This window comes from Inconstantimicrobium porci (assembly GCF_009696465.1).
GTDB classification, from domain to species: Bacteria; Bacillota; Clostridia; order Clostridiales; family Clostridiaceae; genus Inconstantimicrobium; species Inconstantimicrobium porci.
Genome location: NZ_VULX01000014.1, coordinates 41,259 through 60,310 on the forward strand (window position 1 = coordinate 41,259; position 19,052 = coordinate 60,310).

At 33.8% G+C, this 19,052-nt stretch carries 16 protein-coding genes; 15 read left to right on the forward strand and 1 reads right to left on the reverse strand.

Going from position 1 to position 19,052, the window contains the following annotated elements:
* The first annotated feature begins 83 nt into the window (after positions 1–83).
* From FYJ33_RS10120 to gpmI, 11 genes are all read left to right on the forward strand, one after another.
* Positions 84–1,634, forward strand: a complete 1,551-nt coding sequence (locus FYJ33_RS10120) for an ABC transporter ATP-binding protein (RefSeq protein ID WP_277643686.1) — start codon at positions 84–86, stop codon at positions 1,632–1,634.
* On the forward strand, positions 1,609–2,736 hold the full coding sequence (locus FYJ33_RS10125) for an ABC transporter permease (RefSeq protein ID WP_154531617.1): 1,128 nt from the start codon (positions 1,609–1,611) through the stop codon (positions 2,734–2,736). The genes FYJ33_RS10120 and FYJ33_RS10125 overlap by 26 nt, the downstream gene beginning before the upstream one ends.
* The gene (locus tag FYJ33_RS10130) at positions 2,726–3,613 is read left to right on the forward strand and encodes an ABC transporter permease (protein ID WP_154531618.1); all 888 of its coding nucleotides are present in this window, start codon (positions 2,726–2,728) and stop codon (positions 3,611–3,613) included. The genes FYJ33_RS10125 and FYJ33_RS10130 overlap by 11 nt, the downstream gene beginning before the upstream one ends.
* A gap of 189 nt (positions 3,614–3,802) precedes the next feature.
* Positions 3,803–4,114, forward strand: coding sequence for a thioredoxin (gene trxA / locus FYJ33_RS10135; RefSeq protein WP_154531619.1), 312 nt, complete (start codon positions 3,803–3,805; stop codon positions 4,112–4,114).
* A gap of 28 nt (positions 4,115–4,142) precedes the next feature.
* Positions 4,143–5,003 carry an NAD(P)/FAD-dependent oxidoreductase gene (locus FYJ33_RS10140; protein ID WP_154531620.1) on the forward strand — a complete coding sequence of 287 codons (861 nt, stop codon included), beginning with the start codon at positions 4,143–4,145 and terminating at the stop codon, positions 5,001–5,003.
* A gap of 229 nt (positions 5,004–5,232) precedes the next feature.
* Positions 5,233–6,582, forward strand: a complete 1,350-nt coding sequence (rpoN, locus tag FYJ33_RS10145) for an RNA polymerase factor sigma-54 (protein ID WP_206046669.1) — start codon at positions 5,233–5,235, stop codon at positions 6,580–6,582.
* Between the two features lie 119 nt (positions 6,583–6,701).
* The gene (locus FYJ33_RS10150; RefSeq protein ID WP_277643689.1) at positions 6,702–7,739 is read left to right on the forward strand and encodes a sugar-binding transcriptional regulator; all 1,038 of its coding nucleotides are present in this window, start codon (positions 6,702–6,704) and stop codon (positions 7,737–7,739) included.
* A 68-nt stretch (positions 7,740–7,807) separates the two neighbouring features.
* The gene (gap, locus tag FYJ33_RS10155) at positions 7,808–8,818 is read left to right on the forward strand and encodes a type I glyceraldehyde-3-phosphate dehydrogenase (protein WP_154531622.1); all 1,011 of its coding nucleotides are present in this window, start codon (positions 7,808–7,810) and stop codon (positions 8,816–8,818) included.
* Between the two features lie 131 nt (positions 8,819–8,949).
* Positions 8,950–10,146 (forward strand): phosphoglycerate kinase, encoded by a 1,197-nt coding sequence (locus FYJ33_RS10160; protein WP_154531623.1) that lies wholly within the window; start codon positions 8,950–8,952, stop codon positions 10,144–10,146.
* A 28-nt stretch (positions 10,147–10,174) separates the two neighbouring features.
* Positions 10,175–10,921, forward strand: coding sequence for a triose-phosphate isomerase (gene tpiA, locus FYJ33_RS10165; RefSeq protein ID WP_154531624.1), 747 nt, complete (start codon positions 10,175–10,177; stop codon positions 10,919–10,921).
* A gap of 299 nt (positions 10,922–11,220) precedes the next feature.
* Positions 11,221–12,756, forward strand: coding sequence for a 2,3-bisphosphoglycerate-independent phosphoglycerate mutase (gene gpmI, locus FYJ33_RS10170; protein ID WP_154531625.1), 1,536 nt, complete (start codon positions 11,221–11,223; stop codon positions 12,754–12,756).
* Positions 12,757–12,874: 118 nt separating this feature from the next.
* Here gpmI and FYJ33_RS10175 read toward each other — a convergent pair whose 3' ends face one another.
* Entirely contained in the window at positions 12,875–14,074 is a 1,200-nt protein-coding gene (locus tag FYJ33_RS10175; RefSeq protein ID WP_154531626.1) for a hypothetical protein, read from the reverse strand.
* Between the two features lie 201 nt (positions 14,075–14,275).
* On the opposite strand from FYJ33_RS10175, the gene eno reads away from it, so the two are divergent.
* The 4 genes from eno (at position 14,276) to FYJ33_RS10195 (ending at position 18,636) form a co-directional block, all read left to right on the forward strand.
* Positions 14,276–15,568 carry a phosphopyruvate hydratase gene (gene eno / locus FYJ33_RS10180; RefSeq protein WP_154531627.1) on the forward strand — a complete coding sequence of 431 codons (1,293 nt, stop codon included), beginning with the start codon at positions 14,276–14,278 and terminating at the stop codon, positions 15,566–15,568.
* Between the two features lie 131 nt (positions 15,569–15,699).
* On the forward strand, positions 15,700–15,939 hold the full coding sequence (gene secG / locus FYJ33_RS10185; RefSeq protein WP_154531628.1) for a preprotein translocase subunit SecG: 240 nt from the start codon (positions 15,700–15,702) through the stop codon (positions 15,937–15,939).
* A gap of 156 nt (positions 15,940–16,095) precedes the next feature.
* The gene (locus FYJ33_RS10190; RefSeq protein ID WP_154531629.1) at positions 16,096–16,368 is read left to right on the forward strand and encodes a methyl-accepting chemotaxis domain-containing protein; all 273 of its coding nucleotides are present in this window, start codon (positions 16,096–16,098) and stop codon (positions 16,366–16,368) included.
* A 243-nt stretch (positions 16,369–16,611) separates the two neighbouring features.
* Positions 16,612–18,636, forward strand: a complete 2,025-nt coding sequence (locus FYJ33_RS10195; RefSeq protein ID WP_154531630.1) for a sodium-translocating pyrophosphatase — start codon at positions 16,612–16,614, stop codon at positions 18,634–18,636.
* The last annotated feature ends 416 nt before the right edge of the window (positions 18,637–19,052 follow it).

The following is a 19,052-nucleotide window of genomic DNA, read 5'->3' on the forward strand; positions in this document are numbered from 1 at the left end:
TTTGTTAATTAAATAAAGTTTGATTTTAGGGAAATACTTCAATATTTTTTGAGTATTTCCCTAATTAATAAGGAGGATTTATTGTGAATATTAGTCCTGAGTATGCAGTTCAGATGCATGGGATCACTAAAACATTTGGTTCATTTTGCGCACTGGATAATATAAATTTAGATGTTAAGAAAGGTACAATTCATGCGCTTCTAGGAGAAAATGGTGCCGGTAAGAGTACATTAATGAATGTCCTATACGGACTTTACAGAGCTGACAGCGGAGACATTAGTCTTAATGGTAAAAAAGTAGACATAAAGAATCCTAATGTTGCTATAGAAAACGGGATTGGTATGGTTCATCAGCATTTTATGCTTGTTGACAACTTTACAGTAACACAGAATATCGTCCTTGGCAGTGAAATTGCTAATAAATTTGGTGTCTTAAACATGAAAAAGGCACGTGAAGAAGTAGTTAATATAGTTAAAAAGTATGGACTTGAAGTGGATCCAGACGCGAAAATTGAAGATATTTCTGTTGGAATGCAACAACGTGTTGAAATACTTAAGGCTCTTTATAGAGGTGCTGAACTTCTTATACTTGATGAGCCTACAGCTGTGCTTACACCACAGGAAATTAATGATCTTATAGACATTATGCATAATCTTATTGCAGATGGAAAAACAATAATTATTATTACACATAAGTTAAAAGAAATAAAAAAATCATCAGATGTTTGTACAATAATTCGTAGAGGACAATATATTGATACTGTTAAAGTAAGTGATATTACAGAGGAAGAACTTGCAACAAAGATGGTTGGACATGCTGTTAAGTTGGTTGTAGATAAGACACCAGCTAAACCGAAAGATGTTGTATTTGAGATTGATAACTTAAATGTTAAAGATGAAAGAAAACTTGATGCAGTAAAGAATTTATCACTTAAAGTTCATAGAGGCGAAATCGTTGGTATAGCAGGAATAGATGGAAATGGACAAAAAGAGTTAGTTGAGGCTATAACTTGTCTTACAAAGTCAGAAAGCGGTACCATTAAGATAAATGGAGTAGAAATACAGAATACAACTCCTGAAAATGTAATAAAACATAAAATATCAACAATACATGAAGATAGACAGAAGAGAGGTCTCGTATTAGATTTTACAGTTGCTGAAAATATGGTTATCGAAAATTATAAGAAAGAACCATTTTGCAAAAAAGGAATACTTAATATGCCTAAAATTATAGAACATACTACTGAAATGATTAAACAGTATGATATAAGGCCAGATGGTTGTGAGAATGAAAAAGTTAGAGGTTTATCAGGCGGTAATCAGCAGAAGGTTATAATTGCCAGGGAAGTTTATAATGATCCTGATTTACTTATAGCAGTACAGCCTACGAGAGGACTTGATGTAGGAGCAATAGAATATGTTCATAAGGCACTTGTTAAAGAAAGAGATAAAGGTAAGGCAGTACTTTTAATTTCTCTTGAACTTGATGAAGTAATGAATGTATCTGATACAATAGCCGTAATCTATGATGGAAACATAGTTAACACATTTAAACAAGGCGAAGTAGATGAAAATACAGTAGGTTTGTTAATGGCAGGAGGTAAGAAGAATGAAAAAGTTAGCCAAAATTCTTAAGAAGCCTTTTACAGCAACAGTAATAGCAATACTTTGCGGATTTATGGTTGCATCAATTGTACTGGCGCTTACAGGATATAGTCCTATAGCATGTTTTTCAGCTTTATTTAAAGGTGTGTTTTCAAAGCCTAAATATATATCAAATACAATAATTAAGGCTACACCATTAATACTTACAGCGGTAAGTGTGGCCTTTGCATTTAAAACTGGACTTTTTAATATTGGTGCAGAAGGACAGTATATAGTAGGAACAATAGCATCAGTTATTGTGGGTATAAAATTAAATCTTCCACCAGTTTTACAGATACCAGTAGTAATCCTTGCTGGAGTGATTGCTGGAGCTTTATGGGGTGCAATAGTAGGATTGCTTAAAGCAAAATTCGGAATACATGAAGTTATAACAAGTATAATGCTTAATTGGATTGCACTTTATTTATGTAACTTTGTAGTAAATATGAAAGCATTCCATCAACCAGATTCAACAAGTACAGTTGCCATAAATCCATCAGGTTTTACAACAATACTTGGAGAGTGGAAGAAAACAGCTGAGGGACAGCAGGCTCTTTCAAGCCAGCCATGGCTTTACGAAATGTTTGTTAAAACAGATGTTAATATAGGTATAATTATTGCAATAATAGTAGCAATATTAATATGGGTATTACTATATAAATCATCAAAGGGATATGAATTAAGAGCAGTTGGATTTAACAAAGATGCAGCAGAATTTGCAGGTATAAATGTTAATAAGAATATAATTCTTTCAATGGTTATAGCAGGAGCTATATCAGGTCTTGCAGGTGCACTTATTATAACTGGAATAGAACCACATAAGATTTCAACACTTGCAGCATTTGAAAATGCTGGGTTCAATGGTATGTCAGTAGCGCTTATAGCAGGAAGTTCACCAATAGGCTGTATATTTGCAGGACTTCTTTTCGGAGGACTTTTATATGGTGGACAATCAGTTCAGTTTACAGTTGGAGCACCATCAGAAATAATCAACATTATGATTGGAACAATAGTATTCTTTGTAGCACTAACAGCAATTGTTCCAAAACTTGCTGATAAGCTTGAAAAGAGGGGTGAACAGAATGCTAAGTAGTATTGGATTATTAATAGGAATTACTTTAATGTATTCAGCACCATTGATATTTGGAGCGCTTGGCGGTGTAATATCAGAACGTTCAGGAGTTATAAATATCGGAATCGAAGGAATGATGACTATGGGAGCATTCGTAGGTGCTTCAGTAGGATACTTTACTAATAATGCATGGATAGGTTTTATGGCAGCAGGTATTGCTGGTGGACTTATAGCTTTACTTCATGCTATAGCATCAATAACCTTTAAAGCTGACCAGACAATATCAGGTATCGCAATAAACTTTTTAGGATCAGGTCTTGCATTATTCTTATGTAGACTGCTTTTTGAGCAGGCAACAATGACAAAACCTGTATCACATAAAATACCTAAAATATTTAATAGTGTAGATGCAACAGTTATATTAGCACTTGCTGCTACAGTTATAATGTGGTTTGTTCTTTATAAAACTAAATGGGGACTTCGTATACGTTCAGTAGGAGAACATCCTGCAGCTGCAGATACACTTGGAATAAGTGTTGAGAAGACTCGTTATACATGTGTAATAATATCAGGAATATTAGCCGGATTTGGTGGCGCAGCAATGACACTAGCTATTATTCCACAGTTCACACCAACAGCAATAAGTGGACAGGGATTCATAGCATTGGCAGCAGTTATATTTGGTAAATGGACACCTCATGGTGCATACGGATCATGTTTACTTTTTGGGTTTGCTCAAGCGCTTACAGTAGTACTTGGTGGAGGAAAGTTTGCAATACCTTCAGAAATACTTGCAATGCTTCCATATGTACTTACAATAATAATTTTAATATTATTCGTAGGACGTTCAGCAGCACCAAAAGAAGATGGAGTTCCTTACGAAAAAGGTTCTCGTTAATAAAAATAAGAAATTACAAAAGGTTTTTCATCAGAAGTTCTGGTGAGAAACCTTTTTTTAACGTCTTGATATCTAGTTGTATAAAAAAATATAAATAGTAACATTTGATATTGCCTCTGCATATAATGAACATTAAGAAAAAAATTCTATGATTTTGATATTTAAAATAAATAATTAGGAGGCAGTTCAATGGTCAAAACAGTTGATGTTAAAGAATTCAAGAGCGAAGTAAAAAAAGGCATTGTAGTAGTGGATTTTTTTGCAACATGGTGTGGCCCATGCAGAATGTTATCTTCTGTAATGGACGAATTATCAAAAGAACTAGATGGAAAAGCAAAGTTTATAAAAATTGATGTTGATGAAAATCCTGAACTTGCAGATGAACTTAAAATTATGTCAATCCCGACAACTATGGTATTTAAGAATGGAGAAAATAAGAAAGCCATAATAGGTTTTTTACCAAAAGATGAAATAAAGAAAAATATAGAATCTCAGCTGTAAATAACTTATGATTTATTTAGGAGGTACTATGGTACAAAGATACGACATAGCAATAGTGGGCAGCGGACCTGCTGGTCTGTCTGCATCACTTAATGCATGTGTTCGAAAGAAGAAATTCATTATATTTGGAAATAAGAACTACAGTGATAAACTTATTAAAGCAGTAAAAATAAATAATTATTTAGGTTTGTCAGGGAAAAGCGGTGTAGAGTTTAAAAATGAAATAGATAAACAGCTATCGCTAATGAATATAGTTGTTACAGAAGAGAAGGTTAATACTGTATTTGCTATGGGTAGTTATTTCATAATAGTATCTGATAAAGGAACATATGAAGCTAAAACAGTAATTCTTGCAACAGGAATAAGCTTTGAAGGAGCAATTGATGGAGAAAAGGAACACTTAGGAAGAGGTGTAAGTTACTGTGTTACATGCGATGCGCAGCTTTGCAAAAATAAAGTATCAACAATAATATCGTACAGCAGTAAATATGAAACAGAAGCTGAATTTTTACTTGGAATATCATCTGAAGTATTTTATGTTCCAGTGTATAAAGCAGATGTGAAAGTTAATTCTAAAATACATGTAATTAAAGATAAAGTTATAAGTATTGAGGGCGGATATAAAGCTGCAAAAGTACAATTGAAGAATGAGTCTATTAAGACTGACTATGTATTTATACTTAGAGATAGAATATCTCCTATTCAGCTAGTACCAGGGCTGAAAATGAATGAAAATCATATTGCGGTGGACAGATTAATGCAAACTAACATAAAAGGGTGTTTTGCAGCAGGTGATGCTGTAGGAAAACCCTATCAGTATATTAAAGCAGCAGGTGAAGGGAATATAGCAGCATTGTCAGCTATAGAATATCTGCAGTCATTAAAATGAGTTTGTTATAAAAGTAGAAAATCAAGAGAAAATAGAGTGGTATAGCCACTCTTTTTTAATGTCTAGAAAATTGCATTTAAAAAGGTGAAATTTTAATGCAGTAAATCGTTGAAAACAAAAAGATTTACAGGTTAATACAATAAAAAGTGTTTTAAGTAGATTTTAGATTAATGTTATAATAAAAATGGTTATTAGTGAAGGAAGTTGTGAGCAAAGGAGTTGTAATATAGTGCAGTTAAATCAGAACTTGACGCAGGAACAAAAGTTGATTCTGACTCAATCATTGTCAATGTCCATTAAAATACTTGAAATGAATTCAGTTGATCTTTATGAGTTTATAAAAAAGGAACTTTCAGAAAATCCTCTACTTGATTGCAGCGGTGATGAGTATACTATTGGATATGATGAGAGTTATAAGATAAAAGAGTATGTAGAAAAAAATCTTTATAGCTTTAAAGACAAAGATTATAAAGAAGAAACTGAATGTATTACACCATTCTACTTCATATCTGAAAAAAAGACGCTGAGAAACCATCTACAGCAACAGCTGGGAGAAATGAAACTGGACGAAAGTCAGAGAAAAATATGCGTCTATTTAATAGAATGTATTGATGAACGTGGGTATCTACCAATCTCTAGTGCTCAAGGCGCAGAAGAACTGTGCTGTAGTAGGGAAGATGTAGAATCAGCAGTTAATATAATTCAGTCCATGGATCCGTGCGGTATTGGAAGCAGGAACTTAACAGAGTGTCTTGCTATACAGCTTAAAGAAAAAAATATGTTTACGAAGGAAATGAAGATAGTTGTAGAAGAATGTCTTGATGATATTGCATATGCCAGGTATTGGGCTGTAGCTAAAAAGGCAGGTATAAGTGTTGCTAAGGCAAGGAGATGTAGTGAAATAATAAGAAACCTTGAGCCTAAGCCGTCAAGAGGTTTTTATACAGGTGAAGAAACAAAATATGTAATACCTGAAGCTGAAATCTATGAAGAAAACGATGACTTTAAGATAAAAATGACAAAAGGAATAATTCCTAAGATAAAAATAAATAAGGAATATAGAAAGCTTCTGAAATTTGCATGTGAGAAAGAGGTTAAAGAATATATTGATAAAAAAACCGAGAGGGCACGCAATATACTAAATGGTATTGACAAAAGAGAAGAAACCTTAGTTAGAATACTAAAATACATACTTGAAAATCAGAAGAGATATTTTAAGTATGGTAAAGAAAAGCTGAAGCCTATGAGCATAAAACAGGTAGCTGAAGATCTTGGCTTAAGCGATTCAACTATCAGTAGAGCTGTTAAGGGAAAATATATATATACTCCTAATGGAATCATATTAATAAGAAAACTTTTTACTTCTTCATTAAATATAGGAAATACAGAAATAAGTACTGATACAGTTAAAGATAAAATAAAAAGTATTATTGAAAAGGAAAACAAAAAGAAGCCGTTATCAGATCAGGTAATCTGTTTCATGCTAAATGATTACAATATTGAGATATCTAGGAGGACGGTTGCCAAGTACAGAGAGGAATTAGGTATAGAATCTTCCAGCAGAAGAAGAAGAATTTAAAAAGAAATAAAAAAAGTTACTAAAAAGGCTTTAAAAATCATCATTAGTGTTTTATAATAATATTTGTGGGACAGAAAAAAAACAAGCGGGACGTTAAATGACCAAAAGGAGTGTTGAAAGTGCAGGAAATGTTAAAATTACAGAAAAAAATAATTCCTGAACTTGTAGACTTATTAGAAAAAAGATATAATGTATTACGAACAATATATTATAATGAACCAATAGGTCGAAGAACATTGGCTGGTTATCTAAATCTCAGTGAGAGAATTGTCAGAACAGAGATAAGCTTCCTGAATGATCAGGGACTTATAGCAATAAGTTCTCCGGGAATGAGCGTTACAGACGAAGGAAGAGAAGTTCTTGAGAAACTTAAAGGATATATTCATGAAATTAAAGGATTGTCTGAAGTAGAAGAGATAATAAAAGAATTTCTTAATCTTAAGAATGTAATCGTAGTGTCTGGTGATGTAGAAGAAGATCCTAGTATCATGAAAGAAATAGGAAAAGCTGCTGCAAACTTTGCAAAGTCACATATTCATTCTGGCGATATTATAGCAGTTACAGGTGGAAGTACAGTAAAGTCTGTTATTGATAATTTCCCCAAAGTAAACAGCATAAAAGATGTACTAGTGGTACCAGCAAGAGGCGGTATGGGTAAGAAAGTGGAAACACAGGCAAATACATTATCAGCAAAACTTGCAGAAAAACTAAATGGTACATATAAAATGCTTCATGTACCAGAAAATCTCAGTGATGAGATTTTAGAAACTCTTGTGCAGCAGAAAGAGATACAGGAGATTATCGAATGTATTCATAAAGCTAATATACTGATTTATGGTATAGGTAGAGCACAGCAGATGGGCATGAAAAGAGGATTGTCACAAAAGCAACTACAGCAGTTGAATGAATTAGGTGCTGTGGGTGAAGCATTTGGATGTTATTTTGATAAAGATTCCAATGTGGTGTGGATAACTCCAACATTGGGAATAAATATTAATGATATAAATAATCTTAACTTACATATTGCAGTTGCGGCTGGTAAAAATAAAGTTGAGGCAATTTTATCAACAAAGTTTGGCAATAAGAATGGTGTACTAGTTACAGATGAAGGTGCAGCATTAAGACTTGTTGAGCATATTAAGCAGAATAACAGTTAAATAATGATATAAAAATATTTAAATAATATTTTATATAATAAATTAGTCTTTTTAGGAGGAATTACAAAATGGTAAAAGTAGCAATTAATGGTTTTGGACGTATTGGACGTCTTGCATTCAGACAAATGTTCGGAGCAGAAGGTTATGAAGTAGTTGCAATCAACGACTTAACTAGCCCTAAGATGTTAGCTCACTTATTAAAGTATGATTCAGCTCAAGGAAGATATGCTTTAGCTGATACAGTAACAGCTGGAGAAGACTCAATAACAGTTGATGGAAAAACTATAAAGATATATGCAGAAAAAGATGCAAAGGATCTTCCATGGGGACAATTAGATGTAGACGTAGTTTTAGAATGTACTGGATTCTACACTTCAAAAGAAAAAGCATCAGCTCATATAGCTGCAGGTGCTAAGAAAGTTGTTATATCAGCACCAGCTGGAAACGACCTTCCTACAATAGTTTACAGCGTAAACGAAAATACATTAACTAAGGAAGATACTGTTATATCAGCAGCTTCTTGTACTACAAACTGCTTAGCTCCAATGGCTGATACATTAAACAAATTAGCTAAGATTAAGAAGGGATACATGACTACAATCCACGCTTACACTGGAGATCAGATGACTCTTGATGGACCTCAGAGAAAAGGTGATTTAAGAAGAGCTAGAGCTGCAGCTGTTAACATAGTACCAAACTCAACTGGTGCTGCTAAAGCAATCGGATTAGTTATCCCAGAATTAAACGGAATCCTTGATGGATGCGCACAGAGAGTTCCAGTTCCAACTGGTTCATTAACTCAGTTAGTTGCTATCGTTGAAGGAAAAGTAACTGAAGCTGACGTTAACGCTGCTATGAAGGCTGCTCAGTCTGCATCATTCGGATACACTGAAGAAGAATTAGTTTCTTCTGATATCGTAGGAATCACTTACGGTTCATTATTCGATGCTACTCAGACTAAGACTATGGATATGGGCGATGGCACAACTATGGTTAAAGTAGTTTCTTGGTACGATAACGAAAACTCATACACTAGCCAGATGGTTAGAACAATCAAATACTTTGCTGAATTAGCATAATTTGATATTCAATAAGGATTAATTGCTTAACAAAGCATTCTTATAAGATCCTATAATGGGTCCGGTCTCTAAGGCATACTTATAAGACCGGGCTCATTTTAAAATTATGAAAAAATTATGAGGTGAATAGAATGAGCTATAATAAAAAGACAGTTGAAGATATAGAAGTTAAAGGAAAAAAAGTATTAGTTAGATGTGACTTTAATGTTCCTCTAAAAGATGGCGTTATAACAGATGTTAACAGATTAAACGGAGCGCTTCCAACAATCAAATACTTAGTTGATAACGGAGCTAAAGTTATCCTTTGCTCACACATGGGTAAACCAAAGGGAGAACCAAAGCCAGAATTATCTTTAGCACCAGTTGCTGCAAAGCTAAGCGAAATGTTAGGAAAAGAAGTAGTATTTGCTGCTGATGACAACGTTGTTGGAGAAAATGCTAAGGCTGCTGTTGCTGCAATGAAAGACGGAGACGTTGTTTTATTACAGAACACAAGATACAGAAAAGAAGAAACTAAGAACGGTGTTGAATTCTCTAAAGAATTAGCTTCACTTGCTGAAGTATTCGTAAACGACGCTTTCGGTACTGCTCACAGAGCTCACTGTTCAACAGTTGGAGTTACTGAATTCTTACCAGTTGCTGCTTGTGGATACTTAATCCAGAAGGAATTAAAATTCTTAGGAAACGCTGTTGATAATCCAGTTAGACCTTTCGTTGCTATATTAGGTGGATCAAAGGTTTCAGATAAGATTAACGTTATAAACAACTTACTAGAAAAAGTTGATACATTAATCATCGGTGGAGGAATGGCTTACACATTCTTAAAAGCTCAGGGATATACAATTGGAACATCTCTATGCGAAGATGATAAGATGGAATATGCTAAAGAAATGATGGAAAAGGCTGCTAAGAAGGGCGTTAAGTTCTTATTACCAGTTGACCATAGAGTTGCACCTGAATTTAAAGATGTTGAAGCTGTTGTTACAGAAGATCAGAATATTCAGGATGGATTCATGGGACTTGATATCGGACCTAAGACTGAAAAGTTATATGCTGACGCTGTTAGAGATGCTAAGACAGTTATCTGGAACGGACCTATGGGAGTTTGTGAATTTGAAAACTTCAACAAAGGTACTGTAGCTGTTGCTAAAGTTTTAGCAGATGCTAAAGATGCGACTACAGTAATCGGTGGAGGAGATTCAGCTGCTGCTGTTAATACTTTAGGATTCGGAGATAAGATGACTCATATCTCAACTGGTGGTGGAGCATCACTTGAATTCTTAGAAGGAAAAGAATTACCAGGAATTGCTGCATTAAACGATAAATAATATTATTTATATAGAAGGAGAAAAAACTATGAGAACACCAATAATCGCTGGAAACTACAAAATGAACAATACTGTTAGCGAAGCAGTTAAATTAGTAGAAGAATTAAAGCCATTAGTTAAGGATGCTAAATGTGATGTAGTTGTATGTCCAACATTTGTATGTCTTGATGCTGTAAAGAAGGCTGTTGAAGGAACTAACATCAAAGTTGGAGCTCAGAACATGCACTTCGAAGAAAAAGGAGCTTTCACTGGAGAAATATCTCCAAAGATGCTTGAAGAAATCGGAGTTGACTATGTTGTATTAGGACATAGTGAAAGAAGAACTTACTTCAACGAAACAGATGAAGCTATAAACAAGAAGGTTAAAGCTGCATTTGCTCACAACATAACTCCAATAGTATGCTGTGGTGAAACTTTAGAACAAAGAGAAGCTGGAGTTACTGATGACTTTATAGCTTGCCAGATCAAAGTTGATATCGCTGGATTAACTAAAGAAGAAGCTGAAAAAGTTGTAATAGCTTACGAACCAATCTGGGCTATCGGAACTGGTAAAACAGCTACTAAAGAACAAGCAAACGAAACAATCTCTGCAATAAGAAAAGTTGTTGCTGGAATGTACGGACAAGAAGTTGCTGATAAGGTTAGAATCCAGTACGGTGGATCAGTTAAACCAAACACAATTAAAGACCAGATGGCTATGTCAGACATCGATGGAGCTTTAGTTGGTGGAGCTAGCTTAGTTGCATCTGATTTTGCTGCTATAGTTAACTACTAAAATATAGAGTAAAAAATACAGGGAGCTGTACAAAGTGAGACATCATTTGTATTGCTCCCTATTTATTTGTGACAAACAATTAGTCTATAAGCGACAATAGTAAAATAAGTATCTAAGCTTATAAATAAGTTTTTTACAAAAGAGGAATAATATCATTATAATAGTTCTTTGACACTTTAAGTGCGATTATAGTATAATGAATTTGTAATAAAAAGTAGAAATTTGATAAGATAATATTTAATAAACAGCACACATTCTTGAGCTGTTTATTATTGAATAAAATATTTGGAGGTATATACATGGCAAAGAAACCAGTAATGTTAATGATACTAGATGGATTTGGAATCGCAGATGCATCTGATGGAAATGCAGTTGCAGCAGCTTCAAAACCAAATTTTGATAAATTAATTGCTAAATATCCACATACTCAGATACAGGCATCAGGAATGGATGTTGGTCTTCCAAACGGACAGATGGGTAACTCAGAAGTTGGTCATTTAAATATAGGTGCAGGAAGAATAATATATCAGGAATTAACTAGAATCACTAAAGCAGTTGAAGAAGGAACTATTCTTGAAAATGAAGCATTATGCAATGCTATGGATAATGCAGTAAAGAATAACTCTGATGTACACTTTATGGGATTATTATCAAATGGTGGAGTGCATTCTCACATAGATCACTTAAAAGGTTTATTAGATATGGCTAAGAAGAAGGGCGTTAAGAATGTTTACGTTCATGCTTTCATGGATGGTAGAGACGTTGCACCATCATCAGGAAAATCTTTCATAGAAGAACTAGAAAACTACATGAAGGAAATTGGATGTGGTAAGATTGCTACAATATCAGGAAGATATTATGCAATGGACAGAGATAACAGATGGGAAAGAGTTCAGCTTGCATATGATGCAATAGTAAATGGTAAGGGTGAAACTGCAACTTCTGCAGTAGAAGCTATAGAAAACTCATATCACGATAACAAGACTGATGAATTTGTATTACCATGTGTAATATTAGAAAATGGTCACCCAACTGCAACAGTAAAGAACAACGACTCAGTTGTATTCTTTAACTTTAGACCAGATAGAGCTAGAGAACTTACAAATGCAATGACTCAAGATTCATTTGATGGATTTTGCAGAGAAAAATTAAACATATCATTTGTATGTATGACTCAGTATAACAAAGACTTTACTGGAATTGATATAGCTTACAGACCTGAAAGCTACACTAATACATTAGGTGAATATGTTGCATCTAAGGGATTAAACCAGCTTAGAATAGCAGAAACTGAAAAATATGCTCACGTTACATTCTTCTTCAATGGCGGAGTAGAAAAGCCAAATGCAGGAGAAGACAGAGAAATAGTTCAGTCTCCAAAGGTTGCAACTTATGACTTAAAACCAGAAATGAGTGCTTTTGAATTAACTGATAAGCTTCTTGCTAAGATAGATGAAGACAAGTATGATATGATTATCGTTAACTATGCTAACCCAGACATGGTTGGACATACAGGAGTATTCGATGCGGCTAAGAAGGCAGTTGAAGCAGTAGATACTTGCCTTGGAAGAGTAGCTGAAAAGATATTAGAAAAAGAAGGTACATTATTTGTAACTGCTGACCACGGAAATGCAGAAATAATGATTGATTTCTCAACAGGAAATCCATTCACAGCACATACAACTGATCCAGTACCATTTGTATGGGTATCAAAAAATGCAGAGGGTAAAGCTTTAGCAGAAGGCGGAAGACTTTCTGATATAGCTCCAACAATGCTTACAGCTATGGGACTTGAAGTACCAGCTGAAATGACTGGAAAGAACTTAATGAAATAATTATTAATTTCATTGTTTATATTAAATAAGAGGAAGTATATCCTTTAGCAGTGCTAAAGGAATACTTCCTCTTTTATTATCTTAGAGAATTATATTAGAATACTATTAGTTTTTGTTATTATCTTCTGCAGCAACAATTCATTTTCTGCTTTCTGCAGTTTCTACCTGAATGTGCTATAGTAGTTGGATAGTTAGGATCAGGTATAACATTTGCAATAGTAACAACTTTTTCAGGCCTTACAGCTTCAGCATGAAGTGTTGGCTCAAGTATTGCTGTACCAACAATTTCAAATCTTCCTTCACGTCTTCTTCTGCCGCCCTCTAAGTCATCATCTGATAAACCGAATTCTTCATGACCTCCTAGATTTAGAGCATTGATGTCGTCTATATCATCAACATCATTTTCATAGTGGATTTCTCCAAAGTTTTCATGAGCATCTCCACATTCGCCATAGTTACCGTTTTCTTCATCCATCTGTAAATAATTGCAGCCAGGTTTTGGTCCTCTGCGAACCTCTTTGATTCTTACGCAGTCTACTAGTTCAACTTCATAGTTAAATAGTAGATTTACATAAGGAGCAAAAATTGATGCCTGTTTTGGAATACATATCTGTCTTACGAAATTTAATACAGAATCCTCAGTTACGAAAGGTCTCTTATTTCTTGTCTGGATAAAGAATTTATAAGTCTGGCCTTCGTCAGTAACTGTACCGCAGATTGTATACTGAATTATATATTTTAATTTATATGGTTTAATTGAAATGCTAGCATTTCTTCCTTGAGTTGTTGGACATACAGCATTGTCAACTGATGGATCAAAAGTACCTAAATATAATTCATAGAAATTTGCAGATTCTTTGTCTAAAGACTGATCAGCAAATAGACTGTCACAATTTACTTTTATATCATTAGAGCTTAGCTGTTTAGCAGGCTCTACACTTAAAATTCTTGCTTCAGCAGAGCATACATTGAATTCTGCATCTGGGCCAGGAACAAAATTACACATATTGCAGCATTGGTCGCATGCAGTATAGTGTATAACTGTATCAAAATCTCTTGCACCAGGACCACCTAATGGAATTCTAAATGGAACTCCGATAGATGTAGATTCGCCATTCTTAACATCAAATACTGTATCAGCATAAGTTAATATAGGCTGAATATTGTTAGGATTGAAACGAACATTTTTTAAGCCGTTACCATTGCAGCAAGTATTAGGTTTAGGTGGACAGTTATATACTGGGCAGTTACAGCCACCATTTGTTAAATCAGATATTACACTTTCTACGTTATTATCATTTGAACATTTATAAGACATATTGAGACATCCTCCTTATCTTTACTTCAATATTATGCACTTAATAAATAATATGTAATAGTATGGAATAATGTTACACATACATTGATGCATTATATTTATAAAAGATAAGAAACTTTCTATAGAGTAAAAAATGTGAATAAATAAGTTCAATAATGCAGAAACTTAATTCAGTAAAGATTTAATTAGGGAGGAATAAAAATGAAACAATATGTAGAAATTGTAGATGTAGTTGCAAGACAGATTCTTGATTCAAGATGTTTTCCAACTGTTGAGGTGGAAGTAGTACTTGAGGATGGAACATGTGGAAGGGCAGCAGTGCCATCAGGAGCTTCTACAGGAATGTATGAAGCTGTTGAACTTAGAGATGGAGATAAATCTAAGTATATGGGAAAGTCTGTTGAAAAGGCTGTTAATAACGTTAATGAGACAATATCAACAGAACTTATAGGGATGAATGTTTTTGACCAAACTATGATAGATAAAGAATTAATAGCTCTTGACGGAACTCCTAATAAAGGAAAACTTGGTGCTAATGCAATACTTGGTGTTTCATTAGCTGTAGCACAAGCTGCTGCAAATTATTTAGGTCTTCCCCTTTATCAATATATAGGTGGAGTAAATGCGAAGGTTCTTCCAGTACCAATGATGAATATCTTAAATGGTGGAGAACATGCTGATAACTCAGTGGATCTTCAGGAATTCATGATTATGCCTGTAGGCGCACAGAGCTTCAGCGCAGCACTTCAGATGTGTGCAGAAGTATATCACACTTTAAAGAAATTATTAAATGAAAAGAATTATGCTACAGGTGTTGGAGACGAAGGTGGCTTTGCACCGAACTTAGGATCTAATGAGGAGGCTCTTCAGATAATTGTCGAAGCAATACAAAAAGCAGGATATGAAGCAGGAAAAGATATGTTTATAGCAATTGATGCAGCTTCATCTGAATTCTATAAAGATGGTAAATATGTTCTTCAACATGAAGGAAAAACACTTGATGCAGCACAGCTTGTTGACTTATACGAAAACTGGGTAACAAAATATCCAATAATATCAATAGAAGATGGTCTTGCAGAAGAAGACTGGGATGGTTGGAAACTTTTAACTCAAAAGCTTGGAAGCAAGGTTCAGCTTGTTGGTGATGATTTATTTGTTACTAATACAGAGAGACTTGAAAACGGAATTAATAAAGGTGTTGCTAATGCTATATTAATTAAACTTAACCAGATAGGAACTCTTACTGAAACTCTTAATGCTATAGAAATGGCAAACAGAGCAGGATATACAGCAGTTGTTTCACATAGAAGCGGTGAAACTGAAGACACTACAATAGCAGATCTTGTCGTAGCCGTTAATGCAGGACAGATTAAGACTGGCGCACCAGCAAGATCAGAAAGAGTGGCTAAATACAATCAACTTATAAGAATAGAAGAAGAACTAGAAGATGTTGCAGAGTATAGAGGAAGAAAAGCTTTCTTCAATATAAAGTAAAAAAGGCCGAAAGGCCTTTTTTTATATCCAAATTTCCTTTTATTATAAAAATATTTATGTTATTATAATATGTGTGATTTTAAAATGAAATTATAATAATTTAGTTTGAGAATATATAGGAGGTGGCTTAAATGTCAGGTCTTAAAATAACTTTATTAGTTGTTGAAGCAGTTTTGGGTATATTAATTGTTACTTTTATATTAATGCAGCCTTCAAAGGCAGATGCGTTAAGTGGTCTTATTCAAGGAAAGACAGAAACATTTTATTCAAAGAATAAGAGTAGAACAAAAGAATCAATGCTTGTAAAATTAACAGTAGTATCAGCTATTTTATTTGCTGTAAATACACTTGCACTTAATTTAGTAAAATAAACAGTTAAAGAGATTGTTGCGAAGGTGACGATCTTTTTTATTTTATAGAAAAATTATAATATAAATTTAACTATATTTTCTATATCTATAGTTGCATATATAGTTATATGTTTGTTTTTTGTCATAGTATGTGGTCTGATGGTTGGAAGAGCAATTATGAAACCACTGAATAATATAATGGAACTTGCTAAAAGAATGTCAATGTTTGTAAGTATTATGTCAGAAGAAATTACAGCAACAATAGGACAGGTTAATGATGCGCTACAAAGTAGATCTGAGGCTGCTCAGAAGTCAAGCGCAGAGGTGAATTCTATAAAAGAAAATATAAACGATACATCTAAAGCAATTGAACAGGTTGCAATTACTGCACAAAGTCAGGCAGAACTTGCACAGAAGCTTAATGATATGATTAAGAAATTCATAATTTAATATCAAGTTATAAGAAATAAAAAATAAAGCTTATGCATATTTGGAGTGATTTATGCAGAGGCTTTATTTTTTATATAAGAGCAATTTACAAAGCTGATATAAATATTGAAATATTAAGGAAATAAAGTAATTATTACAAACATGTTGGAATAAATCTATAAAAAATACAATATATAATTAAAGTACACGTGTATAAAAACCATAGAAACATATATTTGAAAATATTTAAATGGGGGTCTTAACATGAACTACTTATATGTTGCAGTAATAGTAGGTATAGCAGCACTACTAGTGGCATTTTTACTAAGAGCTTCAATTTTGAAAATTCAAGTAAAAAACAAAAGAATGAATGAAATATCAGGTTACATTGAAGAAGGAGCCATGGCATTTCTAAAAACAGAATATAAGTATTTAGCAGGCTTCATAGTTATAGTAGCAATTGTAATTGCAATTTTTATACATCCACAGACAGCATTATGTTTTGTAGTGGGTGCAGTATTCTCAATACTTGCAGGGTTCTTTGGAATGACAGTGGCTGTTAAGGCAAATGTCAGAACTACACAGGGAGCACAGAAGGATATTAAGGAAGCACTTAAAGTTGCATTCTCAGGCGGTTCAGTTATGGGGCTCTGTGTTGTTGGCTTAGGTATAGCTGGACTAGCTATTTTAGGACTAATCTTTGATTTAAATATTGAATATATAACTGGTTTTGGATTAGGTGCATCATCAATCGCATTATTTGCACGTGTTGGTGGTGGAATTTATACAAAAGCAGCTGATGTTGGAGCAGACCTTGTTGGAAAGGTAGAAGCAGGAATTCCGGAAGATGATCCAAGAAATCCAGCAGTTATCGCAGATAATGTTGGAGATAATGTTGGAGATGTAGCTGGAATGGGAGCCGATCTTTTTGAATCATTTGTTGGAGCAATAATTTCAGCTATTACATTGGGGGCAGTAGTTAAACTTGGTACTGATAAAGCAGCAAGTATATTTCCAATGGCAATTGCAAGTATAGGCATTATATCATCTATTTTAGGAATTTTAGTAGTTAAAGTATTAAAGACAAATGATCCACAGAAATCATTAAATACAGGAACTTATACTGCTGGAGCACTAATGATTATAGGAGCAGCTGTTCTATCAAAAGTATTATTTGATACATTTGCACCATTTGGAGCAGTAGTTTCAGGTGTAATAGTAGGACTCTTAATTGGAAAAATCACAGAAATATATACTTCTGCAAATTATAAGTTTGTAAAGGAGATAGCTAAAGAATCACAGACTGGTGCTGGAACAAATATTATATCTGGACTATCAGTAGGTATGAAATCTACTATATTACCAATAGTTTTAATTTGTATAGGAATTCTTATTTCTTACTACATTGTAGGAGGAGAAGCAAATGTTACTACTGGACTTTATGGTATAGCACTATCAGCAGTTGGTATGCTTGCAACAACAGGTATAACAGTTGCTGTTGATGCATATGGACCAATTGCAGATAATGCAGGCGGTATTGCAGAAATGTCTAATCTTCCTGAAAGTGTAAGAGATATTACAGATAAACTTGATTCTGTAGGTAACACTACAGCAGCTATAGGAAAAGGATTTGCAATAGGTTCAGCGGCACTTACTGCGTTGGCTTTGTTTGCATCATTTACTGAGGCTGCGAGTCTTAAAGCTATAGATTTGATGAATCCATTAACTCTTGTAGGATTCCTTATTGGAGCAATGGTACCATTCTTGTATGGTTCACTCACAATGAAGGCGGTTGGTAAAGCTGCAACAGAAATGGTACAAGAAGTCAGAAGACAGTTTAAGGAAAGACCACATATAATGGATGGTAAAGAAAAACCAGATTATAAGAAATGTGTTGATATTTCAACTGCTTCAGCAATTCACTATATGATTCTTCCTGGTATTCTAGCAATAGTAATTCCACTAGTAATGGGAATGTTTTTTGGAGCACAGGCATTAGCAGGTGTAATAGCAGGGTGTGTTGGTTCAGGTGTACTTCTTGCAATAATGATGGCAAATGCAGGGGGTGCATGGGATAATGCTAAAAAGTATATTGAGGAAGGAAACTATGGTGGTAAAGGCAGTGAAACTCATAAGGCAGGAGTTGTTGGTGATACAGTGGGAGATCCATTCAAGGATACTTCAGGACCTTCAATGAATATTCTTATAAAACTTATGACAATAGTTTCATTAGTATTTGCACCAGTAATCGCACAGTATGGTGGAATAATAATCAACATCTTCAAGTAAAACTAAATACAATAATTAATATATAAAGAAAGACTTTCTGATTTAAGAAGGTCTTTCTTTTTTGCACAAGAAAGATTAGAGATAAGAGCGAAGAGAAAAGGATGAAACTCCTTGAGGGAGCTTCAAAATAAGAGGACGAATTCCTCTTAAAAACTCTTATAATTATATAATTAAGGAGATTTGGAGGATTTGCCTCCATTAAAACTTAAAAATTTATAGCCAAGGCATAAGTGAGTAAATTTCATCCTATTCTCTTATCTCAGCTCTTATATCTCTAATCTTTTTAGAATTATACATTTTACATTATAAATTCTACATTATCATGTTATATAGTATAATAGTAAGTGGTGGGCAAAGAAGAAAAATATGTATAGAATAATTTGAGTTGAATTAAATTATGTAATACGTACAAAATA

Bases quoted from the DNA above. Each gene is read 5' to 3' on its own strand.
- FYJ33_RS10160 (WP_154531623.1), top strand. From the start codon at position 8,950: ATGAGCTATAATAAAAAGACAGTTGAAGATATAGAAGTTAAAGGAAAA.
- FYJ33_RS10130 (WP_154531618.1), top strand. From the start codon at position 2,726: ATGCTAAGTAGTATTGGATTATTAATAGGAATTACTTTAATGTATTCA.
- tpiA (WP_154531624.1), top strand. From the start codon at position 10,175: ATGAGAACACCAATAATCGCTGGAAACTACAAAATGAACAATACTGTT.
- eno (WP_154531627.1), top strand. From the start codon at position 14,276: ATGAAACAATATGTAGAAATTGTAGATGTAGTTGCAAGACAGATTCTT.
- FYJ33_RS10190 (WP_154531629.1), top strand. From the start codon at position 16,096: ATGAAACCACTGAATAATATAATGGAACTTGCTAAAAGAATGTCAATG.
- FYJ33_RS10175 (WP_154531626.1), bottom strand. From the start codon at position 14,074: ATGTCTTATAAATGTTCAAATGATAATAACGTAGAAAGTGTAATATCT.
- FYJ33_RS10125 (WP_154531617.1), top strand. From the start codon at position 1,609: ATGAAAAAGTTAGCCAAAATTCTTAAGAAGCCTTTTACAGCAACAGTA.
- FYJ33_RS10195 (WP_154531630.1), top strand. From the start codon at position 16,612: ATGAACTACTTATATGTTGCAGTAATAGTAGGTATAGCAGCACTACTA.
- FYJ33_RS10140 (WP_154531620.1), top strand. From the start codon at position 4,143: ATGGTACAAAGATACGACATAGCAATAGTGGGCAGCGGACCTGCTGGT.
- gpmI (WP_154531625.1), top strand. From the start codon at position 11,221: ATGGCAAAGAAACCAGTAATGTTAATGATACTAGATGGATTTGGAATC.
- gap (WP_154531622.1), top strand. From the start codon at position 7,808: ATGGTAAAAGTAGCAATTAATGGTTTTGGACGTATTGGACGTCTTGCA.
- trxA (WP_154531619.1), top strand. From the start codon at position 3,803: ATGGTCAAAACAGTTGATGTTAAAGAATTCAAGAGCGAAGTAAAAAAA.
- secG (WP_154531628.1), top strand. From the start codon at position 15,700: ATGTCAGGTCTTAAAATAACTTTATTAGTTGTTGAAGCAGTTTTGGGT.